Origin of the sequence: Pseudomonas oryzihabitans, from assembly GCF_007665395.1 — a bacterium.
Lineage (GTDB): Bacteria > Pseudomonadota > Gammaproteobacteria > Pseudomonadales > Pseudomonadaceae > Chryseomonas > Chryseomonas psychrotolerans_C.
Genome location: NZ_VDND01000001.1, coordinates 797,635 through 824,135, shown reverse-complemented (window position 1 = coordinate 824,135; position 26,501 = coordinate 797,635). Strand labels below are relative to the sequence as shown.

22 protein-coding genes and 1 pseudogene are annotated in these 26,501 nt (G+C 66.9%); 15 read left to right on the top strand and 8 right to left on the bottom strand.

Translation table 11 applies throughout. The features are described 5' to 3' along the window. Nucleotides 1-68 precede the first annotated feature (68 nt). Nucleotides 69-956 (bottom strand): LysR family transcriptional regulator, encoded by an 888-nt coding sequence (locus FSV73_RS03590; protein ID WP_145003933.1) that lies wholly within the window; start codon nucleotides 954-956, stop codon nucleotides 69-71. Nucleotides 957-1,158: 202 nt separating this feature from the next. Between FSV73_RS03590 and FSV73_RS03585 the strand changes: the two are divergent. From FSV73_RS03585 to FSV73_RS03575, 3 genes and pseudogenes are all read left to right on the top strand, one after another. Further along, nucleotides 1,159-2,541 (top strand): annotated as a pseudogene (locus FSV73_RS03585) (glutamine synthetase family protein). Nucleotides 2,542-2,817: 276 nt separating this feature from the next. Further along, entirely contained in the window at nucleotides 2,818-4,095 is a 1,278-nt protein-coding gene (locus FSV73_RS03580) for an NAD(P)/FAD-dependent oxidoreductase (RefSeq protein WP_145003930.1), read from the top strand. 45 nt (nucleotides 4,096-4,140) lie between these two features. Next, nucleotides 4,141-4,887: a gamma-glutamyl-gamma-aminobutyrate hydrolase family protein gene (locus tag FSV73_RS03575; protein ID WP_145003927.1), complete on the top strand. Its 747-nt coding sequence runs from the start codon at nucleotides 4,141-4,143 to the stop codon at nucleotides 4,885-4,887. Between the two features lie 121 nt (nucleotides 4,888-5,008). On the opposite strand, the gene FSV73_RS03570 is transcribed toward FSV73_RS03575, so the two are convergent. From FSV73_RS03570 to FSV73_RS03560, 3 genes are all read right to left on the bottom strand, one after another. Continuing rightward, nucleotides 5,009-6,718 (bottom strand): amidase, encoded by a 1,710-nt coding sequence (locus tag FSV73_RS03570; protein WP_145003924.1) that lies wholly within the window; start codon nucleotides 6,716-6,718, stop codon nucleotides 5,009-5,011. Nucleotides 6,719-6,817: 99 nt separating this feature from the next. Further along, nucleotides 6,818-8,086, bottom strand: coding sequence for a DUF2254 domain-containing protein (locus FSV73_RS03565; RefSeq protein WP_145003921.1), 1,269 nt, complete (start codon nucleotides 8,084-8,086; stop codon nucleotides 6,818-6,820). A gap of 6 nt (nucleotides 8,087-8,092) precedes the next feature. Continuing rightward, nucleotides 8,093-8,725 carry a cyclodeaminase/cyclohydrolase family protein gene (locus FSV73_RS03560; protein WP_145003918.1) on the bottom strand — a complete coding sequence of 211 codons (633 nt, stop codon included), beginning with the start codon at nucleotides 8,723-8,725 and terminating at the stop codon, nucleotides 8,093-8,095. Between the two features lie 197 nt (nucleotides 8,726-8,922). On the opposite strand from FSV73_RS03560, the gene FSV73_RS03555 reads away from it, so the two are divergent. The 3 genes from FSV73_RS03555 to FSV73_RS03545 are packed head-to-tail and all read left to right on the top strand — an operon-like array spanning nucleotide 8,923 to nucleotide 11,373. Beyond that, nucleotides 8,923-10,290 carry a GntT/GntP/DsdX family permease gene (locus tag FSV73_RS03555; protein ID WP_145003915.1) on the top strand — a complete coding sequence of 456 codons (1,368 nt, stop codon included), beginning with the start codon at nucleotides 8,923-8,925 and terminating at the stop codon, nucleotides 10,288-10,290. 13 nt (nucleotides 10,291-10,303) lie between these two features. Then, complete coding sequence (locus FSV73_RS03550) at nucleotides 10,304-10,855, top strand: chromate transporter (RefSeq protein ID WP_145003912.1); 552 nt, start codon at nucleotides 10,304-10,306, stop codon at nucleotides 10,853-10,855. Continuing rightward, nucleotides 10,852-11,373, top strand: a complete 522-nt coding sequence (locus tag FSV73_RS03545) for a chromate transporter (protein ID WP_145003909.1) — start codon at nucleotides 10,852-10,854, stop codon at nucleotides 11,371-11,373. Before FSV73_RS03550 ends, FSV73_RS03545 begins: the two co-directional genes overlap by 4 nt. On the opposite strand, the gene FSV73_RS03540 is transcribed toward FSV73_RS03545, so the two are convergent. Further along, entirely contained in the window at nucleotides 11,370-12,716 is a 1,347-nt protein-coding gene (locus tag FSV73_RS03540) for an 8-oxoguanine deaminase (RefSeq protein WP_145003906.1), read from the bottom strand. The two genes, FSV73_RS03545 and FSV73_RS03540, sit on opposite strands and share 4 nt — an antisense overlap. A gap of 222 nt (nucleotides 12,717-12,938) precedes the next feature. Between FSV73_RS03540 and FSV73_RS03535 the strand changes: the two genes are divergently transcribed. Next, the gene (locus tag FSV73_RS03535) at nucleotides 12,939-13,850 is read left to right on the top strand and encodes a bestrophin family protein (RefSeq protein ID WP_145003903.1); all 912 of its coding nucleotides are present in this window, start codon (nucleotides 12,939-12,941) and stop codon (nucleotides 13,848-13,850) included. A gap of 346 nt (nucleotides 13,851-14,196) precedes the next feature. Here FSV73_RS03535 and FSV73_RS03530 read toward each other — a convergent pair whose 3' ends face one another. Further along, nucleotides 14,197-14,400, bottom strand: a complete 204-nt coding sequence (locus FSV73_RS03530) for a DUF1272 domain-containing protein (RefSeq protein WP_145003900.1) — start codon at nucleotides 14,398-14,400, stop codon at nucleotides 14,197-14,199. A gap of 17 nt (nucleotides 14,401-14,417) precedes the next feature. Further along, nucleotides 14,418-15,404: a GlxA family transcriptional regulator gene (locus FSV73_RS03525; RefSeq protein WP_145003898.1), complete on the bottom strand. Its 987-nt coding sequence runs from the start codon at nucleotides 15,402-15,404 to the stop codon at nucleotides 14,418-14,420. Nucleotides 15,405-15,541: 137 nt separating this feature from the next. Between FSV73_RS03525 and scpB the strand changes: the two genes are divergently transcribed. Next, nucleotides 15,542-16,285: an SMC-Scp complex subunit ScpB gene (scpB, locus tag FSV73_RS03520; protein WP_145003895.1), complete on the top strand. Its 744-nt coding sequence runs from the start codon at nucleotides 15,542-15,544 to the stop codon at nucleotides 16,283-16,285. Between the two features lie 670 nt (nucleotides 16,286-16,955). Here the strand turns inward: scpB and gap are convergent. Beyond that, on the bottom strand, nucleotides 16,956-17,960 hold the full coding sequence (gene gap, locus FSV73_RS03515) for a type I glyceraldehyde-3-phosphate dehydrogenase (RefSeq protein ID WP_145003892.1): 1,005 nt from the start codon (nucleotides 17,958-17,960) through the stop codon (nucleotides 16,956-16,958). A gap of 136 nt (nucleotides 17,961-18,096) precedes the next feature. Between gap and edd the strand changes: the two genes are divergently transcribed. The 7 genes from edd (at nucleotide 18,097) to FSV73_RS03480 (ending at nucleotide 26,500) form a co-directional block, all read left to right on the top strand. Then, nucleotides 18,097-19,926 (top strand): phosphogluconate dehydratase, encoded by a 1,830-nt coding sequence (gene edd / locus FSV73_RS03510; protein WP_145003889.1) that lies wholly within the window; start codon nucleotides 18,097-18,099, stop codon nucleotides 19,924-19,926. Further along, complete coding sequence (locus tag FSV73_RS03505; protein WP_145003886.1) at nucleotides 19,923-20,900, top strand: glucokinase; 978 nt, start codon at nucleotides 19,923-19,925, stop codon at nucleotides 20,898-20,900. Before edd ends, FSV73_RS03505 begins: the two co-directional genes overlap by 4 nt. A 103-nt stretch (nucleotides 20,901-21,003) precedes the next feature. Then, entirely contained in the window at nucleotides 21,004-21,744 is a 741-nt protein-coding gene (locus FSV73_RS03500; RefSeq protein ID WP_145003883.1) for a response regulator, read from the top strand. Beyond that, nucleotides 21,734-23,182: an ATP-binding protein gene (locus FSV73_RS03495; protein ID WP_145003880.1), complete on the top strand. Its 1,449-nt coding sequence runs from the start codon at nucleotides 21,734-21,736 to the stop codon at nucleotides 23,180-23,182. The genes FSV73_RS03500 and FSV73_RS03495 overlap by 11 nt, the downstream gene beginning before the upstream one ends. Nucleotides 23,183-23,317: 135 nt before the next feature. Further along, nucleotides 23,318-24,580, top strand: coding sequence for an ABC transporter substrate-binding protein (locus tag FSV73_RS03490; protein WP_145003877.1), 1,263 nt, complete (start codon nucleotides 23,318-23,320; stop codon nucleotides 24,578-24,580). Between the two features lie 179 nt (nucleotides 24,581-24,759). Continuing rightward, the gene (locus tag FSV73_RS03485) at nucleotides 24,760-25,677 is read left to right on the top strand and encodes a carbohydrate ABC transporter permease (RefSeq protein ID WP_145003874.1); all 918 of its coding nucleotides are present in this window, start codon (nucleotides 24,760-24,762) and stop codon (nucleotides 25,675-25,677) included. Continuing rightward, a complete protein-coding gene (locus tag FSV73_RS03480) occupies nucleotides 25,670-26,500 on the top strand; it encodes a carbohydrate ABC transporter permease (RefSeq protein ID WP_145003872.1) in 831 nt (276 codons plus the stop codon). Before FSV73_RS03485 ends, FSV73_RS03480 begins: the two co-directional genes overlap by 8 nt. The last annotated feature ends 1 nt before the right edge of the window (nucleotide 26,501 follow it).

The following is a 26,501-nucleotide window of genomic DNA, read 5'->3' as shown; positions in this document are numbered from 1 at the left end:
GCTACCCACGCTCTGGTCGAGAATCCGAGCCGGAGGGCGAGCCGAAGCCGGCGGGTCCTGCGTTCACCTCAGGTGGCACAGACCTCCCCTATTCGCGTCCTGAGCAGCTCGGCCAACTGATCGAAGAGGATCTGCACCGAGCGCAACGATAGGTTGTCCGGTCGCGTCAGCAGCCAGAGGTCGGTGTCGCAGCCGTCGAGCGCCGGGCCGAGGCGCTCGACACCGTCCAGGCTGCCGATCATGAAGTCGGGCAGGGCGGCCACGCCGAGGCCGGCACCCACCAGGCCGCCTACCGCCGACATGCTGCTGCAGCGATAGCGGGCGGTGAGGCTCGGATAGGTCTGGCGCAGCCAGGTGACCGAGACATGGTCCGCCAGGGAGTCGTCGGGAGCGATCCAGGGCAGCTCGGTGGGGGCCTGGCCATAGCCTTCGCGATAGCGCTCGTGGCCGCAGACGACATAGGAGCTGCGTCCGAGGCGGCGGCCGACCAGGTGCTCGGGTGGGGCGTTCGACAGGCGGATGGCGATATCGGCATCCCGCCGGCTCAGGCTGGCGAAGGTGTTCGAGGTGGCGACTTCCAGGGCGACGGCGGGATAGCGCGGCATGAGTTCGGCGAGGCCGGGCAGGACCAGGCTGCGCAGGACCGCGTCGGTACAGGTCAGGCGCACCGTGCCACTGATCACGTTCTCGCCCTGGGTGAGGGCGATCCGCGCGGCGTCGAGGGCCTGCTCGGCACGCTCGGCCTGTTCGGCCAGCGCCTTGGCGCTCTGGGTAGGGGTGTAGCCGCGGCGCGTCTTGTCGAACAGCGCCAGGTGCAGATTGGCCTCTAGCTTGCGAATCGCCCGGAAGACCGTGGAGACGTCGACCTGCAACTGCTCGGCCGCGCGCGCCAGGGTACGGCCGCGCACCAGCGCCAGCACGAGCTTGAGGTCGGCATGGCTGATCTGATATTGCATCCGTGCATTCTTCCTTTGCCGATTTGCCGATATGGGTTGCGCTGGTGCCAATTTATACTGGCCAGGCCCGTCCAGGGCAATCCGCTGAAGTGGCGGATTCCGCCTGGGGACGTCGCTGCCCGCTGGGACTCGCCCCTCACAGCCGCGCTGCCAGACGCACACGAGCGATCACCCAGCGGGCCAGCGCCAAGGATGCCTTTCCATGAATTCGATAGCCCCCCGCGTCGTCCAGCTGACGGAAGCCAATGGCTTTCTCCGCGAGTACCCTGAGATCCAGTACGTCGATCTGTTGATCACCGACATGAACGGCGTCATCCGCGGCAAGCGTGTCGAGCGGGCCAGCCTGTCCAAGGTGTATGAGCGCGGGATCAATCTGCCGGCCTCGCTGTTCGCGCTGGACATCAACGGCTCCACCGTGGAGAGCACCGGGTTGGGGCTCCATATCGGCGACGCCGACCGCACCTGCTTTCCCATTCCCGGCACCCTGAGCTACGAGCCCTGGCAGAAGCGGCCGACCGCGCAGTTGCTGATGACCATGCATGAGCTGGACGGCGCGCCGTTCTTCGCCGATCCGCGCGAAGTGCTGCGCCGGGTGGTCAAGCGGTTCGATGACTTGGGCCTGACCATCTGCGCGGCCTTCGAACTGGAGTTCTATCTCATCGACCAGGAGAACGTGAACGGCCGGCCGCAGCCGCCGCGCTCGCCGATCTCCGGCAAGCGGCCGGTCTCCACCCAGGTCTATCTGATCGACGACCTGGACGAGTACGTCGATTGCCTGCAGGACATGCTCGAAGGCGCCAAGGAGCAGGGCATTCCCGCCGATGCCATCGTCAAGGAGAGTGCGCCGGCGCAATTCGAGGTGAACCTCCATCATGTCGAAGACGCCATCAAGGCCTGCGACTACGCGGTGTTGCTCAAGCGGCTGATCAAGAACATCGCCTACGACCACGAGATGGATTCCACCTTCATGGCCAAGCCCCATCCCGGCCAGGCCGGCAATGGCTTGCACGTGCACATCTCGCTGCTGGACAAGCAGACGGGGCAGAACCTCTTCGCGACCGACGACCCGGAGCACCACACACCGCTACGCCAGGCCATCGCGGGCATCCTCGAAACCCTGCCGGCGTCGATGGCCTTCCTCTGCCCGAACGTCAATTCCTACCGGCGCTTCGGTGCACAGTTCTATGTGCCGAACGCCCCGAGCTGGGGGCTGGACAACCGGACCGTGGCGGTTCGGGTGCCGACCGGGAGCAGCGACGCGATTCGTATCGAACACCGGGTGGCGGGCGCCGATGCCAATCCCTATCTCATGATGGCGTCCATCCTGGCCGGCATTCATCATGGCCTGACCCAGCGACTGGAGCCCTGCGCCCCGGTCAGCGGCAACTCGTATGAGCAGCTCGAGTAGAGTCTGCCCAACAACCTGCGCGATGCGTTGCGGCGGCTGGATGACAGCGCCGTGATGAACCAGTACATCAGCCCGGAGTACATCGATATCTTCGTGGCCTGCAAGGAGGCCGAGCTGGAAGAGTTCGAAACCACCATCTCCGATCTCGAATACAACTGGTATCTGCATACCGTATAGGCAGCGTCATCATGGGGAGGTCGGCGTAGCGGGGTCGGGAGCGGCGATAATCGGGGCGGGCGAGCGGAACGACTCGTCCGCTGGCGGTAGTGGCCGCATCCCGTCCGACGAGGGTGTCGACCGTGCCCCAGGAAGACTTCAAACCACTGGATGACAGGAGCGCCCAGGACGTCTGCTGCGCCCCATACCGCGAATTCAAGGCGACCTGCAGCAGAGGCTGAACAGGCGCGGCGATCCCGACCTCGGCGTCGGATCCCTAGGCAGAGGAATCACAGCATGCAACACCATGTCGGCAGTTACTATGCGGCCTCCCGCAATCTCCAGACGGAGTATCCGCCGCTCGAAGACAACATCGAGAGCGACGTCTGCATCATCGGTGCCGGCTACACGGGGCTGTCCACCGCGCTGTTCCTGCTGGAGCACGGCTTCAGTGTGACGGTGCTGGAAGCGGCCCGCGTCGGCTTCGGCGCGTCCGGACGCAACGGCGGGCAGATCGTCAACAGCTACAGCCGCGACATCGATGTCATCGAGCGACAGCTGCCGGCCAGGCAGGCGCAGCTGCTCGGCGAGATGGCCTTCGAGGGCGGGCGCATCATTCGTGACCGGATCGCGCGCTATCACATCCAGTGCGACCTGAAAGACGGCGGCGTTTTCGCCGCCCTGACCAGCAAGCAGCTGGGCCATCTGGAGGCGCAGAAAAAACTCTGGGAGCGCTACGGCCATACCCAGCTGGAATTGCTCGACGAGCGGGGCATTCGTGACGTCGTCGGCACCGAGCGTTACCTCGGTGGCCTGCTGGATCGCAGTGGCGGCCATATCCATCCCCTCAACCTGGCCTTGGGCGAGGCGGCGGCCGTGGCTTCGCTGGGCGGCCGGCTCCATGAACAGAGCGCCGCGATCCGCATCGACCGTGGTGCGCACCCCGTGGTGCACACGGCGAAGGGGCAGGTAAGGGCGCGCTTCGTCGTGGTGGCCGGCAACGCCTACCTCGGCGGCCTGGTGCCGGAGCTGGCGGCCAAGTCCATGCCCTGCGGGACCCAGGTGCTCACCACCGAACCCCTGTCGGAGGACCTGGCGCGCAGCCTGCTGCCGCAGGACTACTGCGTGGAAGACTGCAATTACCTGCTCGATTACTTCCGACTCAGCGCCGATCGCCGGCTGATCTACGGGGGCGGCGTGGTCTATGGGGCGCGGGACCCGGCGGACATCGAGGCCATCATCCGGCCGAAGATGCTGCAGACCTTTCCGCAGCTCAAGGACGTGAAGATCGATTTCACCTGGACCGGCAACTTCCTGCTGACGCTGTCGCGGCTGCCCCAGGTCGGCCGGCTCGGCGACAATGTCTACTACTCCCAGGGCTGCAGCGGCCACGGCGTCACCTATACCCACCTGGCGGGCAAGGTGCTGGCCGAAGCCTTGCGCGGCCAGGCGGAGCGCTTCGACGCCTTCGCCGGCCTGCCGCATTATCCCTTCCCGGGCGGGCAGCTCCTGCGCGTGCCCTTCACCGCACTGGGCGCAACCTACTACCAGTTGCGCGATCGCCTCGGTATCTGACCCTGTCCGCCCGCCGGGTACCGGCGGGCACTCTGGAGATAAGCCATGTCCCCTATGCCCCTGATCGGCGTGACGGCCTGCCGGCAAACGCTTGGCAAGTACGATTCCCATACCGTCGGCGACAAGTACGTCGAGGCGGCCGGCCATGCCGGGTTGCCGGTGCTGCTGCCTGCGCGCAGCGTGCCGAGCGATCCGCTGGCGCTGCTGGATCGGCTGGACGGGCTGCTGTTCACCGGCTCGCCGTCCAATGTCGAGCCCCGTCACTACCAGGGGCCGGACAGCCTGGCCGGCACCCACCATGATGCCCAGCGGGATGCCTACACGCTGCCACTGCTGCGCCTGGCGATCGACCGGGGCGTCCCGGTGTTCTGCATCTGCCGTGGCTTCCAGGAACTCAACGTGGCCCTCGGGGGCAGCCTGCACCAACGCGTCCAGGAACTGCCCGGCTACGCCGACCATCGCGAGCCCCAGAGCGATGTGCTTGGCGAGCAGTACGCGCCCAAGCATCCGGTTCGGGTAGCGCCGGGCGGGGTGTTCGAACAGCTGGGCCTGCCGCCGACCTTCCAGGTGAATTCCCTGCACAGTCAGGGAATCGACCGGCTGGCCAGTGGACTGCGTATCGAGGCGCTGGCGCCGGATGGGCTGGTCGAGGCGGTATCCCTGCGCAACGCGCCCGGGTTCGTCCTGGGTGTGCAATGGCATCCCGAGTGGAATTTCCGCGCTACCCCGGAATCCCTGAGGCTATTGGACGCCTTCAGGGACGCCTGCCAGCGCTTCGCCGCGTCGCGGTGAGCGTCCTGGGACTGCTCCGTGAGGAGGCGGACCGCTGGAGGAGTCCGCTGCCTTCCATCCATCGACGCCTCGCCGTCCATCCTCGCCGCGGTCCTCGGCCAGGTGACCGCGGCGGCCCTGTTCAGCGCGTGCCGAGCGGCGGGGTGCGCGGTGGTACCAGGCGCTTCGCTCCGGTCGCCTCATAGGCAGCGGCGAGCCTGAGCAGGTTCGAATCGTCATAGGCCCGCCCGGCGAAGGTCAGCCCGACCGGCATGCCGATGTCGGCCATCACGCCCATGGGCACGGTGACGGCCGGCACGCCCAGGTGGCGAATCGCGAGATTGCCGTTGGCGACCCAGACGCCGTTGCTCCAGGCAATGTCCGCGGAGGCGGGATTGATCTCGGCATCGGCGGGGGCCACGTCGGCCACCGTCGGGAAAATCACGGCGTCCAGGCCCTGGGCGTGCAGCCAGTCTTCCAGGTCGATCTTGCGGGTGTGCTCGAGGCCACGCAGGCCGTCGGGCAGCGAGGCGATCTCCTGCCAGGACTTCAGGCCGCGCTCGGCCATGCGCACGTACTCCGCCATGCCGGCAGCCAGGTCGCCTTCACGGTTGGGCAGGGTGCCGGGCTCGTGGGGGAAGATCAGGTCGCCTTGCACGTCGGCCAGCCGATTGAGCGCGGGATCTCCGTTGTCGCGCAGGAAGGTATCGAAGCCCCAGGCCGACAGGTTCCAGAGTTCGTCGTGGAGGAATTCCTGGGAGACCAGGCCGCGGTTGAAGACCGTGGGCGCGCCGGGGCGATCGCCTTCGCAGTTGGACACCAGGGGGAAGTCCACCTCGACCACGGTGGCGCCAGCGGCTTCCAGGGCGGCGCGGGCCTGCTCCCAGAGGGCGATGACCGAGTCCCGGGTGTGGATGCGCTGGCCGGTGGGGCCGCCGATGCCGGGGCTTTCGCTGGTGCCGGCGTCCGGGTCCTGGTTGATGAACATGCGCGGTACGCCGAGGCGCTTGCCGGCCAGGGCGTTGGGGCCGGTGGCCAAGGCCTGGTAGCGCGGCGGGCGCACCGCCGAGGCCTGGGGTAGCGGCACCCAGGGCTGCAGCCGCCAGAGGTCGCCCGAGGGATCGGGATCGTCGGCCACCACCACGTCCAGCACCTCCAGCAGGTCGGCCATGGTACGGGCATAGGGCACCACCACGTCCATGGTCGGTGTCAGCGGCCAGTTACCGCGCACCGAGATGACTCCGCGCGAGGGGGTGTAGGCGCAGAGACCGTTGTTGGAGGCCGGGCCGCGCCCGCTGGACCAGGTTTCCTCGGCCAGCCCGAAGGCGGCGAAGCTGGCGGCGGTGGCGGTGCCGGCGCCGTTGGAGGAACCGGAGGCGAAGGGCGCGGTGAGGTAATTGGCGTTGTAGGGACTCTCGGCGCGGCCGTAGACCCCACGCTGCATGCCCCCGTTGGCCATGGGCGGCATGTTGGTCTTGCCCAGGCAGATGGCGCCGGCGGCGCGCAGGCGCTCGACGGTGAAGGCGTCGCGCTGCGCGACCAGGTCCTTGAACGCCGGGCTGCCGGAGGCGGCCGTGAGCCCCTTGACCAGATAGCTGTCCTTGGCGGTGTAGGGGATGCCATCCAGCGGGCCGAGTGTCTCGCCGCGGGCGCGCCGGCGGTCGGAGTCGGCGGCTTCGGCCAGGGCCTGGGGATTGCGGACGACCACCGCGTTGAGCGCCGTTGGCGTACCGGGCGCGTCATAGGCGTCGATCCGCGCGAGGTAGGCGGCGACCAGTTGCACCGCGGTGGTCTGGCCGGTTTCGAGTGCGAGACGCAGCTCGGCGATGGAGCGTTCGGTAACTTCGATCATGATCTGTCGCCGTATGGGAATTCCTCTAGCGCGTCATGATAGCTGGCTCGGGCGGCCGGGCACGAGTGCGCCGGCGACGGGTGCGGCGGTCGCGCCGGGCTAGGTCGTGCCGGGCGTCTCCGGCTTGCAGAGGCGTTCGACGTCCGCGGCGAGTTGCTGGAGGATGGCCCGGTCCTCGGCCTGGCCAAGGGCCGCCTCTGCGCGGGCCAGGGCCAGGCGCGAGTGCCTCAGGCATTCGCCTTTCATCCGCACGTCGCCCTGGACCGCCAGCCGTGCCAGCGACTTCTGCAGGCGCATGCCCACTTCCACCAGGGGCGCGGCGTCGCGGCCCACCGGTAGGAAGAAATCGTCGAACAGGTCGTGCAGGGACAACGCCGGGACCTCGATCCGCGGGTAGCGGGGCGCGACCGGCTCGCGGACCTCGATGAGCTGTGTCAGCAGCCGTTGCGCCCGGCCGAGGATAGCGATGGCGGTACCCGAGTCGCTGCGCGAAGGCACCAGCGCTCCGGTGGCGATCTCGCCCAGGACGGTAAGGCCGAAACGTGGATCCTGGTCATGAAGCCGCCGGGCATCCACGACGAAGGCCGTGCGCAAGCGCTCGTCGCGTTCCGCTGGCAGGCCGTCGACCCAGAGCAGCGGCTGCGCCGGGTCGACGAAGGCGCCTGGCAGCACGGCCAGGCGCAGGCGACCCTGCTCGCCACAGAGGTCGGCGAGCAACGGCATGTCGACCCGCTGCAGGTAACCGGTCCGCTCGGCCAGCACTGGCCGGCCAGTGGGTGCTGCGTCCACCGCGGCGGCCACGCCACCCAGGTGGGGCGTGGAAAGCCAGTGCTGCAGGCTGCGGCGGGCGGCGGCTTCGATGCTGTCGCTCGTGGCATCCAGCTGGCCGAGGCGGGATAGGTGATCGATCCAGCGCAGCAGGGTGAAGACGATCAGCAGGATCACGACCAGGGTGACGGCAAACAGCACCACGCGGCCATTGTCGCCGTAGAGGCCGGTGCTGAGCGCGATGATGCCGACCAGGCTGAACAGGAAGGAACCGAGGAAGGTCGCCAGGGCATTCTGGGTGGTGCTGTATTCCAGGAGCAGCGGGTAGGCGCGCGGCGTCACGCTGCTGGCGGCGGCGTTGTAGGCGGTCACCATGGTGCTGAGGGAAAAGGTGGTGACCGCCAGCATGCTGCTGGCGATGATGGTGAGGATCTTGTCGACGGCGTCGGCACCGACCTTGGCCGGCAGCGTGGCCGGGATATGGTCGCGCAGCAGCAGGGCGAGCAGCGCGGTCGCTACCCCGGCGACCGAGAACAGGGTGGCGCGAAACCAGAGCCGGCGCTGGCAGCCACGCAGGATCCAGCCGAGTCTTGCCAGCATGACGCCTCAGCCCATGGCAGGCGGGATAGGGGTGGCGCGCAGCTGGGCCAGGCGCTGGTCGGCCTGTTGCTGGAGCTTGTCACGCATCTGCCGGGCGGCTTCACGGGCGTCACCGGACTTCAGCCCGTTGCGATCGGCATCCACGGTGGTGAGCACGGCGCCGAGCGCGCCATGCACCAGGCGACCGCCGGCCAGGGTGTCGCTGCGCAGCGGCTCTATGGTCAGGGGCGTCGCGGTAACGGCGAGATCCAGGGCCTCCAGGCATAGCTGCGCGGTGGCAATCGGAATCTGCACCGCGTTGGCGGCGGCCAGGTTGAGCGCCTGCTGGCGGCGTTCGCCTTCCTGGGTGGCGCCGCTGGCCTGGCGGTCCGCCTCCAGGTAGTTGGCGAAGGCCTGCACATCGGCGTCGGCGCAGGTGCTCAAGGCTTCCTGCAGGCGTTCACCCACGGCGATCAGCTCGGCATGTCGCGTCACCGGCTGGCGCTGCTGGCTGAGCTTGAGCCCCTTGAGGATCAGCGCGACACCCAGCGCCGCCGCCACGGTAGCCGCGGCGCCACTGCCAGGGGTCGGCAGGGTGGAGCCGGTGCCATCGCGGAACTGAGCGAGGGTCTGCTGCCAAAGGGTAGAGGTTTCGTTCATGCCAACCGCCTGCTAGCAAAGAGGGAAGGGGATCGGTCACGACCGACCGCTATTAGGATCGTACGAAACGGCTGAGGTTCGCTGGCTAAGTGCAATAAGGGACAGGGCTGGTCGCCGGATTATTTCGATTTGCGTCGTACTTGCAGCGGTGTTTCAGTTAAGGTGATCTTGAAATAATAAGTTACAAGGAGTCACCTGTGGATCCCGCTGCGCTCGCCTGGGTCGCCCATGACACCCGGCTGATCTTCTGCTGCCTGGCCGCCATCCTGGCCATCGTCGTCCTGATCGGTATCACCCGACTGCCACCGTTCCTGTCCATTCTCATCGGCACCTTCATCGCCGGCCTGGGCGCTGGGTTACCCGCCGAGGCGGTGGCCAAGGCCTTCAGCAAGGGCGCGGGCAGCATTCTCGGTGAGGCGGGGATCATCATCGCCCTGGGTTCGATGCTGGGCGCGCTGATGGCCGAATCCGGCGCGGCCGACCGTATCGCCAGCACCCTCCTGGGGCTGGGTAAGGGGCGTAGCCTGCCGTGGGTGATGGCGTTGGTGGCCATGGTGATCGGCCTGCCCCTGTTCTTCGAAGTCGGGCTGGTGCTGATGGTGCCCATCATCTTCGTGATGGCCCAGCGGTCCGGCCAGCCGCTGCTGCGCATCGCTATCCCTGCATTGGCGGGCATGACCACCCTGCACGCACTGCTGCCACCCCACCCCGGCCCCTTGATCGCGGTGGGGGCTCTGCATGCCGATCTCGGCCTGACCATGTTGCTGGGCTTCGCCATCGCCATACCAGCGGTCATCCTTGCTGGCCCCCTGTATGGCGGCTGGCTGTCGCGGCGCATGGCGATCGAGCCGCCGGCCGAGCTGGGCGAGCTGTTCAGCGCCCGTGACCAGGGTGCCCGCCAGCCGGGTTTCGCGCTGTCCCTGCTGGTCATCCTGCTGCCGGTGCTGCTGATGCTGGGCAGCACCTTCGCCAAGGTCGCGCTGGATCCCCATAGCGGTCTGGCGGAGGGCCTGAAGTTTCTCGGGGAGCCGCTGATCGCCCTTGGGCTCGCGGTGCTCGCCGCGACCGTTTTGCTCGGCTGGGGCAGCGGCATGCCGCGCGAGCGCGTCGGTGGGGTGCTGCGCAAGAGTCTGGCCCCCATCGCCGCGCTGCTGCTCACCATCGGTGCCGGCGGTGGGCTCAAGCAGACGCTGCTGGATGCCGGGGTGAGCCACACCGTGGCCAAGGTGGCGGAGGGCGCTCATCTGCCCTACATCCTGCTGGCGTGGCTGATCGCCGTGGCCCTGCGCCAGGCGACGGGCTCGGCGACGGTGGCGACCACCACCACTGCCGGAATCCTGGCACCGGTCGTGGCAGGTCTGGCCGGCCCCCAGGCGTCGTTGATCGCGCTGGCCATTGGCGCGGGCTCGGTGTTCTTCTGCCACGTCAACGACGCGGGCTTCTGGATGGTGCGCGAGTACTTCGGCCTGGAGCTCAAGCAGACCCTATGGGTCTGGTCGGTACTCCAGACGGTGGTTTCCGTCACCGGCCTTGCGGGTACGCTATTGTTGTCGCTCTGGCTCTGACGCAGGCCCATCCATGGATACCGCCGCTCCCTCAAATCGACCGCGCCGCCGCGATCTGTTCCTGGGCTTCTTCGGCCTGGGCATCACCGCCTTCGGTGGGGTACTCCCGTTGGCGCGGAGGTATCTGGTGGAGAAGCGGCGCTGGCTGTCCGCCGAGGAGTTCACCGAGCTGCTCGGCCTGTGTCAGTTCCTGCCGGGCGGCAACATCATCAATCTCTCGGTGGCGGTGGGCATGAGATTCGCCGGCTGGAGTGGCGCCCTGGCGGCGGCAGCCGGTCTGCTGATCGGGCCGACCCTCGCCGTGGTCGGCCTGGGCGTGCTCTACGATCGCTACCACGACGATCCCCTGATCGGCCGCGCCTTCGCCGGCCTGGCCGCCGCCGCCGCGGGCCTGCTGGTCGCCATGGCCGTCAAGCTCCTGCAACCGCTGCGCGGTCGCTGGCTGGCCCTGGGCATCGCCGGCCTGGCCTTCGTCGCCTTGGCACTGCTCAAGCTGCCGTTGCTCTGGACCATGCTGGTGCTCACTCCCTTCAGTGTGCTGCTCAGCTATCGGCAGGGTCTATGAGCACGACGTTGCTGGCGCTGGCACTCATCTTCACCCAGCTCTCGCTGCTGGCCTTCGGCGGTGGCAACTCGGTGCTGCCGGAGATGCAGCGCCAGGTCGTCACGGTGCACGGCTGGATGAGCGCCGCCGACTTCGCCGCCTTGTTCGCCCTGGCCCAGGCCGCGCCGGGCCCCAACCTGATGATCGTGCCGCTGATCGGTTACCACGTCGCCGGCTGGCCAGGACTGCTGGTGACGTCCCTCGCCAAGTTCGTGCCGTCCTCGCTTTTGACGCTGGGCGTATTGCACCTCTGGCAGCGCTTTGCCGACCGACCCTGGCGTCGCCATCTGCAAGCCGGACTGGTACCCGTGACGGTCGGCCTGGTATCCGCGAGCGCCTGGCTCCTGGGCTCCAGCGTGGCCACAGCGCCGCTCTGGGTCGGCGTCCTGGTGGTCGTTGCCGCGGCCTCGCTGTTCACCCGCTGGCATCCGCTGTGGCTGCTGGCGGGTGGTGCCCTGGTCGGGGTGCTGTTCGGTTAGGCGACCAGTCGGCGGGCCGCTTCCCGATGGCGCGCGATCAGCGTCTGCAGGTCCAGGTCGACGATGGCGCCCTCGATGACCCGCCAGCGGCCAGCGACCATGACCCGCTCCGCGCGATCGGCGCCGCAGAGCAGCAGCGCGGCCAGCGGATCATGACTACCCGAGAAGCGCAGGTCGTCCAGCCGGAACAGGGCCAGATCGGCCTGCTTGCCGACGGCCAGCTCGCCCAGGTCATCGCGACCGAGCAGCCGGGCCGAGCCACGGGTCGCCCAGTTCAGGGCGAGCGCCGGCGTGACGCGCTCGGCGCCATAGCGCAGGCGCTGCAGGTAGAGCGCCTGGCGGGCTTCGAGCAGCAGATTCGAGGCGTCTCCCGAGGCCGAGCCATCCACTCCCAGGCCAAGGGTGGCACCCGCCGCCTCCAGGTCGAGGGTTGGGCAGATGCCGGAGGCCAGGCGCATGTTCGAGTGGGGGCAATGGCAGATCCCGGTACCCGCCGCGCCCAGGCGGGCGATCTCCGCGGTATCGAAGTGGATGCCGTGGGCCAGCCAGGTGCGGGGGCCGAGCCAGCCGACGCTCTCCAGATAATCGACCGTGCGCATCCCGAAGCGCTGCTGGCAGAAGGCTTCTTCGTCCAGGGTCTCGGCCAGATGAGTATGCAGGCGCACGTCCAGGCGCGCGGCCAGCTCCGCGCTCTCGCGCATGATCGCCGGCGTGACGGAGAAGGGCGAGCAGGGCGCCAGGGCGATCTGCACCTTGGCCCCGGCGCCACGCTGGTGATAGCGCGCCACCAGCCGCTCGCTGTCAGCGAGGATGAGTTCCGGCGACTGCACCGTCGACTGGGGCGGCAAGCCGCCCTCGGCCTCACCCAGGCTCATGGAGCCCCGCGTCAGATGGACCCGTAGGCCGAGTTCGGCCGCCGCTGCGACCTGGACGTCGATGGCCTGTTCCAGGCCATCGGGAAAGAGATAGTGATGATCCGCCGCGGTGGTACAGCCCGACAGCAGCAACTCGGCCAGTGCCACCTGGGTGGCCAGGTGCAGCTGGTCGGCGGTCAGCCGCGCCCAGAGCGGATAGAGCCGCTGCAGCCAGGGAAACAGGGGCTGATTGACGACCGGTGCCCAGGCGCGGGTGAGGGTTTGATAGAAGTGGTGATGGGAGTTGATCAACCCGGGCAGCAGCACGAGCTCGCGGGCATCGAAGGTGGTGTCGACCGGTTGACGGGGCTGGCCGCCGGCCGGCACGAGCTCGGCGATCAGGCCCTGATCGATGACCAGGCCGCCGCGGGCATCCTGGTCATTGGCGGTGAACACGGCGAGGGGGTTCTGGATCCACAGGCGCGACATGGCGGCTCCTCTCGGTGGATGAAGGGGAAGCCAGCTCAGTTAGGCCCTGTCTGCTGATCCAGGGGCGCACGCGCGGGAGCAGGTTAGGCGAGCGGTCGGGTGCTTGACAAGGGCGGATGGCGGAACGCCGGGGCGACCTGCCGGCTGTGGCTGACGTCCAGCCTTGCAGCGAGCCTGGCCCGGCGGGCAGCATGACGGCTCAATCTCTGCGTCAGGCCCGCCATGATCACCCGTCTCCAGAATCCATCGCTAACGGAGCTGCTGTTCACGGTGCGCGGCTCCATCGTCCCGGCCATCTGGCGCAAGCTGCTCTACGTCGTGCTGCTGAGCCTGGCAGTGACCCTGAGCCATGACTTCGTGCTGAGTTTCGACTTCGGTCTGACCACCACGCCGCTGACGCTCTGGGGGCTAACCCTGGCGATCTTCCTCGGCTTTCGTAACACCACCGCCTACCAACGCTTCTGGGAGGCGCGGGGCTTGTGGGGCGAGTTGCTGATCGCCGGCCGCAATCTGGCCCGCCAGGTCGAGACCCTGCTACCCGGCCTGAGCTCGGCCGAACGTCGTCAGTTGCTCGTGCCGCTGCTGGCCTTCGGCTACGCCTTGCGGGATCACTTGCGTCGCGAGGCGCCGTCCGCCGACCTGCAGCGGCTCCTGCACGGCGAAGAGGAATTGCTCACCGCCCCCCACCGCCCGAGCGCCCTGATCCGCCGACTCGGCACTCGACTGGTGGCGCGGGCCCGGCAGGAGGGTCTCGGCGATCCCCTGATCGCCAATGTCGATAACCAGCTGGACCGGCTGACCGCTGTGCTGAGCGGTTGCGAGCGTATTCGCCAGACCCCCATTCCCTATCCCTACCTGCTGATGCTGCACCGGGTGGTGCACGTCTATTGCTTCCTGTTGCCGTTCTGTCTGGTGGATAGCCTCGGCTGGTTCACGCCGCTGGCGGTGCTGGTGCTGGCCTATACCTTCTTCGGCCTGGACGCCCTGGGTGATCAGATCGCCGATCCCTTCGGCACCCAGCCCAACCACCTGCCGCGGGATGCCCTGAGCCGTGGCCTGGAGATCGCCGTGCTGGACCTGCTGGGCGAACCCACGCCGGAGCCGATCCGGGCGGAGGCGGGGTTGTTGCGGTGAGGGGCGGTAATTCGGCATACGTGATCGCGGCCGTGGGCCGCTCCTACGGGTAGAGGTGCAACGGTAGGCGCAACCGTCTTATCGCAGCCATGGCCGCGATAGTCATTAGGTTGGGTTGAGGCGGCGCCATCGTCGACGCCCAACCTTGCCTGGATCCGCGACCTGTTAGGCTTCGCCGCGCTCAACGCAACCGACGACCAATCACGCTGAACGCCTGCACGAATAGCCCCCTCTCCCCGTGGGAGAGGGCTGGGGTGAGGGCACGCCTCACCGCGGACGCCTAGTGGAAAAGGCTGCGCCGTTTTCCACGCTACGACTGTCGCGGCGCCTGCAGTGGCGCCGGTCGCTACTGGCTGGTATCCGCGGTGCTCTTGGCCACCCGTCGCGGCCGTCTTACCAACTCGCCCTGGCAATTCGGACAGCGCCCGTGCAAAGCCCCCTGGGCGCAGTACTTGCAGAAGGTGCACTCATAGGAGCATATCAGCGCGTCCTCGCTCTCCATGGGTAAAGCAGAGGTGCAGTGCTCACAGGACGTACGCATCTCCAACATGGATGTCACTCCTCGAATCAGGCGCCAAAGCGCGCGGCGTAGTCCTGAGGGCTCACCGCCAGGTGTTTGTGAAAGGTACGGCGCAGGTTTTCCGGATGCCCGAATCCACAGAGGCGAGCGACCGTGGCGATCGAGGCCTGGCCGTCCTGCAGCAGCACCCGCGCGGTCTCCAGGCGGACTTGCTCGACGTAGCGGCCGGGGCCCATGCCCACCTCCCGGGTGAACAGGCGGGACAGCGTCCGCGGCGCCATGTGAGCCCGTTCGGCCAGCCGCTCCAGGCCCAGGTCTTCGCCCAGATGACCAGGAATCCAGTCGAGCAGGGCGGCCAGCCGCGGCGTGCGACCCGGGTCGGGCGCGAGGCAGGCGCTGAACTGCGCCTGGCCACCCGGCCGGCGCAGGAACATCACCAGGCGCCGCGCTACCGCCAGCGCCAATGGCCGGCCCAGATCCGCCTCCACCAGCGCGAGGGCCAGGTCGATGCCGGCGGTGACGCCGGCGGACGTGAAGACATGGGGATCGCCATCGCGACCCAGGGGATCGTAGGTATGCAGGCGATCCCCCTGGACCGCGATGGCGGGAAAGGCAGCGAGTTCGTCGACATAGGCCCAGTGGGTGGTGGCGCGCCGGCCGTCCAGCAGGCCGGCGCTGGCGAGGAGCAGGGCACCGGAACACACCGAGCCGAGTCGTCGGACCCGGGGTTCCAGGTCGCGCAGCCAGGCCAGCAGGCCGGCATCCTGGCGCAGCGTCTCGATGCCCAGGCCGCCGGGGACCAGCAGGGTGTCCACTTCGCCCGCGTCGAGGTCGTACCAGCTCTGTTCGGCCTGGATGCCGATCCCGGCGGAGGTACGCACCAGACCTTCGGCGGCGCCCAGCAGGCGCAACTGATAGTTGGCGGGCAGGCCCTGGCGTTCCCGTTCCAGGTTGGCCGAGGCGAATACCTGCAGCGGACCGGTGACGTCCAGACTCATGACATCGGGATAGAGCAGGGCGGCGATCAGCGGCATGGGTGGCTCTCCGTAGCGATCTGCCGAGGATGCCCTGGCCGCCAGGCTGGCGACAAGGTCAAACACCCCACGAGTCTGGCCATCCTGCGACAGGTTGGATTTGGCGGGGCCGGCGGCCGGCCTTATCATCGCTGCCCATGAACTACACCGATCCCAAGCAACTGGCGCCGCTGCTGGAAGCCATCCTGCTCGCTGCCGGCCGACCCCTGACCCTGGAGCGCCTGGCCGAACTCTTCGAAGAGTATGAGCGCCCCGAGCCTGCCCACCTGCGCGCTGGCCTCGCCGTGCTCGGCGGCTCCTGCCGCAAGCGTGGCTTCGAACTCAAGGAGGTGGCCTCCGGCTATCGCCTGCAGGTGCGCGAAAAGTACGCGCCCTGGGTCGGACGGCTCTGGGAAGAGCGTCCGCCGCGCTATTCCCGCGCCATGCTGGAGACCCTGGCGCTGATCGCCTATCGCCAGCCCATTACCCGCGGCGAGATCGAGGAGGTACGCGGCGTGGCGGTCAACAGCCAGATCGTCAAGACGCTGCTGGAGCGTGACTGGATCCGCGTGGTCGGCTATCGCGACGTACCGGGACGCCCGGCCATGTTTGCCACCACCAGGACCTTTCTCGACTACTTCGACCTGCGCAGTCTCGATCAGCTGCCGCCGCTTGCCGAGGTCCGCCACCTGGAGCCCGAGCCGGCCTCGGTGCTGGAAGACCCCGAATTGAGCCTGGCCGCGCTGGAAGTGGGAGGGGCTGAGACAGAAGAGGAAACCCTGGTGATCCCCGAACGCACCAGCTTCCGTACCCTGCTCACCGAGCTGGATGCCATGGAGACCGGCCTCAAGACCGATTTCGATGACCTGCGCCAGGCGGTGGACGAGGACGACGAGGGTTGAGTCGGGGTTGTTGGGCTTCGCGCTGCTCACCCCAACCTACAGCTCCCCTCGCGGCCATGGCGGTCCCTGACGTCGGGAGACGACCCCTCGCTCGAGTAATCCCCTCTCCCTGTGGGAGAGGGCTGGGGCGAGGGCGCGCTCCACGGTGAATGCCCAGGTGGAAAAAGCTGCGCCGTTTTCCACGCTACGGTTTGATGCTCAACCCAAGCTACAGCTCCATCGCGGCCAAGGCGGCCCCTGAATTCGGGAGACGACCCCTCGCTCGAACAACCCCCTCTCCCTCAGGGAGAGGGCTGGGGTGAGGGCGCGCTTGACGGCGAATGCCCAAGTGGCAAAGGCCGCGCCGTTTTCCACGCTACGGTTTGCTGCTCAAGCCCAGCCTACAGCTCCGTCGCGGCCAAGGCGGCCCCTGACTTCGGGAGCCGCCCCTCGCTCGAATAACCCCCTCTCCCTCAGGGAGAGGGCTGGGGTGAGGGCACGCTTGACGGTGAACGCCCAAGCGAAAAAGGCTGCGCCGTTTTCCACGCTACGGTTTGCACGTCTCTGGTGCGTATCGCGGCCACGGCCGCGCTATTCAAGTAGGTTGGCGCTGAGCGCAGCGAAGCCCAACACTCCGGCCTAAAACGAAAAAAGCGCCCGAAGGCGCTTTTTCAGCTGAGTCCTACAGACCTCAGGCCGGCGCGTTGACCAGCGCCTTGCAGGTATCGAGCATCCGGTTGGAGAAGCCCCACTCGTTGTCGTACCAGGCCATGATCTTCACCAGCTTGCCGCTCACCTTGGTGTGGTTGGCGTCGAAGATCGACGACAGGCGGTTGTGGTTGAAGTCGATGGAGACCAGCGGCTTGTCGTTGTAGCCCAGTACCGGCGAGGCTTCGGCCGCGGCCTTCATGAAGGCGTTGATGGTCTTGGCGTCGGTTTCCTTGGCGGTCAGGATGGTCAAGTCGACCAACGACACGTTGATGGTCGGCACCCGCACCGCCATGCCGCTAAACTTGCCCTGCAGCTCCGGCAGAACCAGGCCGACGGCCTCGGCGGCACCGGTCTTGGTCGGGATCATCGACTGGGTGGCCGAACGCGCCCGGAAGGGATCGGAGTGGTAGACGTCCGACAGGTTCTGGTCGTTGGTGTAGGCATGGATGGTGGTCATCAGACCGTTCTCGATGCCCAGCTCGCGCTGCAACACCTGGGCGACGGGCGCCAGGCAGTTGGTGGTGCAGGAGGCGTTGGAGATGATCTGGTGCGACTGGCGCAGAATGTCGTCATTGACGCCATAGACGATGGTGGCGTCCACGTCCTTGCCCGGGGCCGAGATGATCACCTTGGAGGCGCCGGCTTCCAGGTGGGCAGCGGCCTTGTCGCGGTTGGTGAAGAGGCCGGTGCATTCGAACACCACGTCGACCTTCAGCTCTTTCCACGGCAGCTCGGCCGGGTTGCGGATGGCCGTCACGGCGATGCGATCGCCATTGACCACCAGCTTGTCACCCTCGACGGACACCTCGGCAGGGAAGCGGTCATGAACGCTGTCATACTGTAGGAGATGCGCATTGATGGCGGCGTCGCCCAGGTCGTTGATCGCGACGACCTCCAGGTCCTGGCGATAGCCTTCGGTGTACAGCGCCCGCAGCACGTTGCGGCCGATGCGTCCAAAACCATTGATGGCAATACGAATACTCATTGAGAGAAACCTCGCGATAGCTGGGTTTTGTTGTAAAAAACATTACACATGACGCGTGCTAAGCGGAATAATAGCGCCAATTTGGCTGTGAATGTTTTAAATAACAACAAATTTAGCCCGGTGGAGAATCGAAACCATGCATCCTCGCGTCCTCGAAGTCACACAGCGGTTGGTGGAACGCAGCCGTCCGACCCGTGAGCGTTACCTCGCCATGATCCGGGCCGCCGCCAGCGACGGCCCCCAACGCGGCAAGCTGCAATGCGCCAATTTCGCCCATGGCGTCGCCGGGTGTGGTTCCTCGACGGATAAGCAGCGCCTCCGTTTGATGGACCAGGCCAACGTCGCCATCGTTTCCAGCTACAACGACATGTTGTCGGCTCACCAGCCCTACGAACACTATCCCGAGATCATCAAGCAGGCGCTGCGCGAGATCGGCTCCGTTGGTCAGTTCGCCGGTGGCGTGCCCGCCATGTGCGACGGCGTGACCCAGGGCGAGGCCGGCATGGAGCTGAGCCTGGCGAGTCGCGAAGTCATCGCCATGTCCACCGCGGTGGCCCTGTCGCACAACATGTTCGACGCGGCCCTGCTGCTCGGCATCTGCGACAAGATCATCCCCGGCCTGATGATCGGCGCGCTGCGCTTCGGTCACCTGCCGATGATCTTCGTCCCCGGTGGCCCCATGCCCTCCGGCATCTCCAACAAGGAGAAGGCGCGCGTGCGCCAGGCCTTCGCCGAAGGCAAGGCAACCCGCGAAGAGTTGCTGGAATCGGAGATGAAGTCCTACCACAGCCCCGGCACCTGCACCTTCTATGGCACCGCCAACACCAACCAGGTGGTGATGGAAGTCATGGGCCTGCACCTGCCGGGCTCCTCCTTCGTCAATCCCTACACCCCGCTGCGGGACGAACTCACCCGCGAGGCGGCGCGCCAGGTGACCCGCATCACCCACCAGGGCGGCAACTTCATGCCGCTGGGCGAGATCGTCGACGAGAAGGCCATCGTCAACTCGGTGGTCGCCCTGAGCGCCACCGGTGGCTCGACCAACCACACCCTGCACATTCCCGCCATCGCCCAGGCCGCCGGCATCCAGCTGACCTGGGACGACATGGCCGAGATCTCCGCGGTCACCCCGACCCTGGCCCAGGTCTATCCCAACGGCAAGGCCGACGTGAACCACTTCCACGCCGCCGGTGGCGTCAACTTCATGGTGCACACCCTGCTCGAGGCCGGGCTGCTGCATGAAGACGTCAACACCATCATGGGTCGTGGCCTGTCGCGCTATCTGCAGGAGCCCTTCCTGGTGGATGGCAAGCTGGAATGGCGCACCGGGCGCGCGGAAAGCCTGGACGAGGACATCCTGCGTCCGGCCAGCCGGCCGTTCAACGAAGAGGGCGGTCTGCGCGTCATGCAGGGCAACCTGGGCCGTGGCGTGATGAAGGTGTCCGCCGTGGCGCCCAAGCACCAGGTGGTGGAAGCGCAGGCGCGCGTCTTCCATGACCAGAGCGAACTGGCCGCTGCCTTCAAGGCCGGCGAGCTGGAGCGCGATTTCGTCGCGGTGGTACGCTTCCAGGGGCCCAAGGCCCTGGGCATGCCCGAATTGCACAAGCTCACCCCCTACCTGGGCGTGCTGCAGGACCGTGGCTTCAAGGTGGCGCTGGTGACCGACGGACGCATGTCCGGCGCGTCGGGCAAGGTGCCGGCGGCGATTCACGTCTGTCCGGAAGCCATCGACGGTGGTCCGCTGGCCAAGGTCTGTGACGGCGATCTCATCCGCGTCGATGGCCGTACCGGTGAGCTGAAGATTCTGGTCCCGGCGGACGAATGGATGGCCCGTCAGGCGGTCGAAGCGCCCCAGGGCACCGGGGTGGGCTGTGGTCGTGAGTTGTTCGCCTTCATGCGCGGCGCCATGAGCACGGCCGAATCCGGTGCCAGTGCATTTACTTCCAGCCTGGAGGCGCTGAAATGAGTTTGGCTTTGGTTGGCGACATCGGGGGCACCAACGCCCGCTTCGCCCTGTGGCGCGACGGTCGCCTGGAGGCCATCGAGGTCTTCGCCTGTGCGGATTACGCCTGTCCGGAAGACGCCGTACGCAAGTACCTGGGGCAGACCGGCGTGGCGCTGGACGACATCACCGCCGTGTGCCTGGCCTGCGCGGGCCCGGTGGGCGAGGGTGACTTCCGCTTCACCAACAATCACTGGGTGATCAAGCGCGAGCAGTTCTGCCGCGAGCTGGGCCTGACCCATCTGCTGCTGATCAACGACTTCACCTCCATGGCCTGGGCCATCGCCCGCCTGGATCCGGCGGACTGCGTCCAGGTACGCGACGGCATCGCCTTGCCGACCCGTCCCCGGCTGGTGATCGGTCCTGGCACCGGCCTGGGTCTCGCCAGCCTGGTACCGAGCGGCAAGGATCGCTGGATCGTGCTGCCGAGCGAAGGCGGGCATGTCGACCTGCCGATCAATACCCAGCGGGAGTTCGACATCTGGAAGATCCTCAAGCGCCAGTTCGGCAATCACGTGTCCGCGGAGCGCGTGGTGTCCGGCAGTGGCCTGGTCAACCTCTATCACGCGAGCTGCGAGCTGGATGGCCGGACCGCCGCCCTGCACAGCGCGGCGGACATCTGCGAGCTGGCGCTCAAGGGTGATGCCTACGCCGATGCCGTGCTGGAGCAGTTCTTCATCTGGCTGGCCCGAGTCGCCGGCAACGCGGCCCTGACGCTGGGCGCCCTCGGTGGCGTCTATATCGCGGGCGGTATCCTGCCGCGCTTCGTCGAGCGCTTCCAGAGCGGGGCCTTCGCCCATGCCTTCGCCGACAAGGGCAAGACCAGCAGCGCCTACCTGAAGGACATTCCGGCCTGGCTGGTGACGGCCGAGTACCCGGGGCTGTTCGGCGCCGGCGTCGCGCTGGATCAGACCATCGCCGAAGCACGGAAGGGCTGATCCCCCCGGGGCCGGGCGACTACTCAAGGTCGCCCGGCCCCGGTATGCTGCCGGCACCACCGGTAGCTGGCCTCCGGCCAGAACAACAAGAGCGAACATCGCCATGTCCACCCTGGGCAAATCCCTGCTCATCGTCGATGACGATGGGGAAATCCGTGAGCTTCTCGACACCTATCTCACCCGTGCCGGCTATCTGGTGCGCGCCGTCGGCGACGGCCGCGAGCTGCGCCGGGCGCTCGGCGATTTCGTACCCGACCTGTTGATCCTCGACGTCATGCTGCCGGGTGAAGACGGCTTCGCCCTCTGCCGCTGGATGCGCGAGCAGTCGAGCTGCCGCCAGGTGCCCATCATCATGCTCACCGCCAGCTCCGACGAGGCCGATCGCGTCATAGGTCTGGAACTCGGCGCCGACGACTACCTGGGCAAGCCCTTCAGTCCGCGCGAACTCCTGGCGCGCATCAAGGCGCTGTTGCGCCGCGCCGGCTTCGGCGAAGCGCGCCCGGCCGCCGCGGGCTTGCTCAGCTTTGATGATTGGCGCCTGGATCCAGTCAGTCACCGGCTGTTCCATCGCGATGGGGAAGAAGTGATCCTTTCGGGGGCCGACTTCACCCTGCTGAAGCTGTTTCTCGATCACCCGCAGCAGATCCTCGATCGCGACACCATCGCCAACGCCACCCGCGGGCGCGAGGTCCTGCCGCTGGAGCGCATCGTCGACATGGCGGTCAGCCGCCTGCGCCAGCGCCTGCGCGACACCGGCAAGTCGCCGCGGCTGATCCGTACCGTGCGCGGTTCCGGCTATCTGCTCGCCGCCGAGGTCAGCGGACTGGTCGCCGATGCGGTATAGCGGTGTGCTCGGGCGGCTGGTGCCGCGTTCGCTGCTCGCCCGGATGCTCCTGCTGACCCTGCTGGCGGTACTCCTGGCCCAGGGCGCCTCGGCGCTGTTCTGGTCGGCGTCCTTGCGTAGCGATCGTGACCAGGGCCTGCAGACCGCCGCACGCAGCCTGGGCTATTCCATCGCCGCCAGCGTACGCTACTTCAGCCTGTTGCCGCCGGCCTACCGGCCGCTGGTGCTGGAGCAACTGCGCAACATGGGCGGCACGCGCTTCTTCGTCTCGCTCAACGAAAAGCCCTTGACCATGCAGTCGCTACCGGACACCCCGGGGCGCCGCGCGGTGCTGCAAGGGGTGGAGGCGGTGCTGCGCGAGCGACTGGGTGCGGCCATGCCCATGTACGTCGAATTCGTAGCGCCGCAGCAATTGCGGCTGTTCAATGGCGCCGTGGCGCTCGACGAGCTGCCCCGTTCCTGGGCGCACTATGCGCTGAGCCTGGAGCCCCTCGAGCCGCCGGTATTGGTCACCCAGATCCGTATCGGCGAAGGGGAGTGGGTCTACCTGGCGACGCTTATGCCAGCGCCTTACTACAGCCTGGACGAATCCTGGCTGCCGCTGCAGCAACTGCTGTTCATGATCTTCAGCAGCGCCTTCCTGCTGCTGTTCATCGGGTTGCTGATCCGCTGGCAGAGTCGGCCGCTCAAGCGGCTGTCGCGCGCTGCGCGGGAGTTGTCGCTGGAAGTGCACACACCCCCCGTGCGGGAGGAGGGCGCCCAAGAGATCCGCGAGGTCACCCGCGCCTTCAATGCGATGCGGGAGCGCATCGCCCGCTACCTGGACGAGCGGGCCCAGCTGTTCAGTGCCATTTCCCACGACCTGCGGACCCCCATCACCCGATTGCGCCTGCGTGCCGAACTGGTGGACGACGAGGTGATGCAGGCCAAGCTGGTACGCGATCTGGACGAACTCGACCTGCTGGTCAAGGGCGCCCTGCAGTGCGTCAAGGACACCGACATCCACGAGAACCTGGAGCCGGTCGACCTGCAGGCGCTGCTCCTGCAACTGGTGGAGCCCTTCACCCAGGAGCAGCCACCGCGCGTGCGCCTCACCGGCGAGGCCCGGAGCAGCCTGCTAGGCAAGCCGCTGGCGCTCAAGCGCTGCATCGGCAACCTGCTGGATAACGCCCTCAAGTATGGCTATCGCGCCCACCTGCAGGTGGAAGACGACGGTCATGCCTTCGTCCTGCACGTCGACGACGAAGGTCCGGGGGTGCCGGAACAGGAGCTGGAGCAGGTGTTCCAGCCCCATGTCCGCCTGGTGACCGACCGCCATGGCTACGGCCTGGGCCTGGGCATCGCCCGCAACCTGGCGCATGCCCACGGCGGTGAGGTGGAGCTGCGCAACCGGCGGGAAGGGGGCCTGAGGGTCACCCTGACCCTGCCACGCGCCTGAGCTCTGGTAAGACGTCATGTCACCAGTTCGTGACAAATCTCCTTCCCTTCGTTACCCACGGCTGCCATCGCCTCACTAGACTCGGCGCAGCTCCTGAAAAACCGCTCCGATAAAAACAACAAGGAACGACCCCCCATGAATGCGTTGAATCGTCTAGCTCTCGCGGTATCCCTCTCCTGCGCCGCCGTTGTCGCCCCCCTGACCGCCCATGCCGGTGAGGTCGAGGTGCTGCACTGGTGGACCTCCGGCGGCGAGGCTCGCGCCGTCGACGTGCTCAAGCAGCTGATGCAGAAGCAAGGCGACACCTGGAAGGATTTCGCCGTGGCCGGTGGCGCCGGTGAAGCCGCCATGACCGTCCTCAAGACCCGTGCGGTGTCCGGCAATCCGCCGTCCGCTGCCCAGCTCAAAGGACCCGATATCCAGGAATGGGCCAACATGGGCTTCCTGGCCAATATCAGCGACATCGCCAAGCAAGGTAACTGGGACGGCATCCTGCCCAAGCGCGTCGCCCAGACCATGCAGCACGACGGTGAGTACGTCGCCGTACCGGCCGGCATCCACCGCATCAACTGGCTGTGGATCAACCCCGCCGTGTTCAAGAAGGCCGGTGCCAAGGTCCCCACCACCCTGGACGAATTCTTCGAGGCCGCCGACAAGCTCAAGGCCGCCGGCGTCGTGCCCCTGGCCCACGGCGGTCAGAACTGGCAGGACGGCACCATCTTCGAATCCCTGGTCATGGCGATCATGGGGCCGGAAGGCTACGACAAGGTCTTCGTGCAGACCGACGCCGACACCATCCGCAGCGACAAGATGGTCGAGGTGTTCAAGACCTTCAAGCGCATCAAGGGCTATGTCGACCCCAACGCCGCGGGGCGTGACTGGAACCTGGCCACCGCCATGGTCATCGAGGGCAAGGCGGGCATGCAGATCATGGGCGACTGGGCCAAGGCCGAGTTCGCCGCCGCCGGCAAGCAGCCGGGCGTCGACTACGAATGCGTGGTGATGCCGGGCACCCAGGGCGACTTCATCTACAACATCGACTCCCTGGCCATGTTCAAGATCAAGAACAAGGACAACCAGAAGGCCCAGGACGACCTGGTGCGCACCGTCATCGACAAGCCCTTCCAGGAGGTCTTCAACCTCAACAAGGGCTCCATCCCGGTACGCAACGACATTGACCTGAGCAAGTTCGACAGCTGCGCCCAGCAGTCGGCCAAGGACTTCCAGGCGGCCAACGCCGACGGCAAGGCCGAGCCGAGCATGGCCCACAGCATGGCCAACACCAGCTACGTGCAGGGCGCCATCTTCGATGTGGTGACCAACTTCTTCAACGACGCCAACGCCGATCCGAAGAAGGCCACCGAACAACTGGTCGCCGCCATCCAGGCCGCGAAGTAGGGCCAATCGCGGCCATGACGGCGGTACCCCGTAGGTTGGGTTGAGCGTAGCGAAGCCCAACAGTGCCGGCCCCCGAAGGCAATGTTGGGCTTCGACGAAGGAGCCGTCTCAACCCAACCTACGACGGTCCGCCATCAAGATACTTGGATTAAAATAATACCACCCCTTGGGAGCGCCCCATGGCTCTTACCGAAACCCTTCCCGTCGCGACCGTCAGTCGACGTCCGGACCGGCTGCAGCGCCTGCTGCCCAAGCTGGTACTGGCGCCCACGGCCATCGCCATGGTCGTCTGCCTCTACGGCTACATGCTGTGGACGGCGGTCATTTCCTTCACCAACTCGCGCTTCCTGCCCAGCTACAGCTTCGCCGGCTTCGCCCAGTACGCCCGGCTGCTGGAGAACGACCGCTGGCTGGTGGCCTGCAAGAACCTGGCGATCTTCGGCGGCCTGTTCATCCTGCTGAGCCTGGCCATTGGCGTCTTCTTCGCCATCCTGCTGGACCAGCGCATCCGCCGCGAAGGCTTCATCAGGACGATCTACCTCTACCCCATGGCGCTGTCGATGATCGTCACCGGCACCGCCTGGAAGTGGTTGCTCAACCCTGGCCTGGGCCTGGACAAGCTCCTGCGCGACTGGGGCTGGGAGGGCTTTCGCTTCGACTGGCTGGTGGATCCCGACCGGGTCATCTACTGCCTGCTGATCGCCGCCCTCTGGCAGGCCTCGGGCTTCGTCATGGCCATGTTCCTCGCCGGACTGCGCGGGGTGGACTCCTCCATCCTCAGGGCCGCCCAGGTCGACGGGGCAGGGCTGCCGACCATCTACCTGCGCATCGTCCTGCCGAGCCTGCGCCCGGTGTTCTTCAGCGCGGTGATGATCCTTGCCCACATCGCCATCAAGAGCTTCGACCTGGTCATGGCCATGACCGCCGGTGGCCCTGGCTACGCCTCGGACCTGCCGGCGGTGTTCATGTACCAGCACACCTTCACCCGCGGCCAGATGGGCCTGGGCTCGGCCAGTGCGGTGCTGATGCTCGGCGCGGTGCTGGCGGTGCTGGTGCCCTACCTCTACTCGGAACTGCGGAGCAAGCGAAATGGCTAAGGCTCTGAACGTCAATCGCGTGGCCATCCACGCCACCCTGATCGTCGCCTGCGCGGTCTATCTGGTGCCCCTGGTGGTGATGCTGCTGACCAGCTTCAAGACTCCAGACGACGTCCGCACGGGCAACCTGTTGAGCCTGCCGCTGGACTGGACGGTGATCGGCTGGCTCAAGGCCTGGGACGTGGTGCACAGCTACTTCTGGAACTCCTTCCTGATCACCGTCCCGGCGGTGCTCATCTCCACTTTCATCGGCGCGCTCAACGGCTACGCCCTGTCGAAGTGGCAGTTCCGCGGCTCGAATCTGCTGTTCAGCCTGCTGCTGTTCGGCTGCTTCATTCCGTTCCAGGTGATCCTGCTGCCGATGTCCTTCACCCTCGGCCAATTGGGCCTGGCGAACACCACCGCCGGCCTGGTGCTGGTGCACGTGATCTACGGCCTGGCCTTCACCACGCTGTTCTTCCGCAACTATTACGTCGGCATTCCCGACGCCCTGATCAAGGCGGCGCGGCTGGACGGGGCGGGCTTCTTCACCATCTTCTTCAAGATCCTGCTGCCGCTGTCCACCCCTATCGTCATGGTCAGCCTGATCTGGCAGTTCACCCAGGTCTGGAACGACTTCCTGTTCGGCGTGGTGTTCGCCAGCGGCTCGTCGCAGCCCATCACCGTCGCCCTGAACAACCTGGTCAACACCAGTACCGGCGCCAAGGAATACAACGTCGACATGGCCGCCGCCATGATCGCCGCGCTGCCGACCCTGCTGGTCTACATCTTCGCGGGTAAATATTTCGTCCGGGGCCTGACCTCGGGCGTGGTCAAAGGATAAG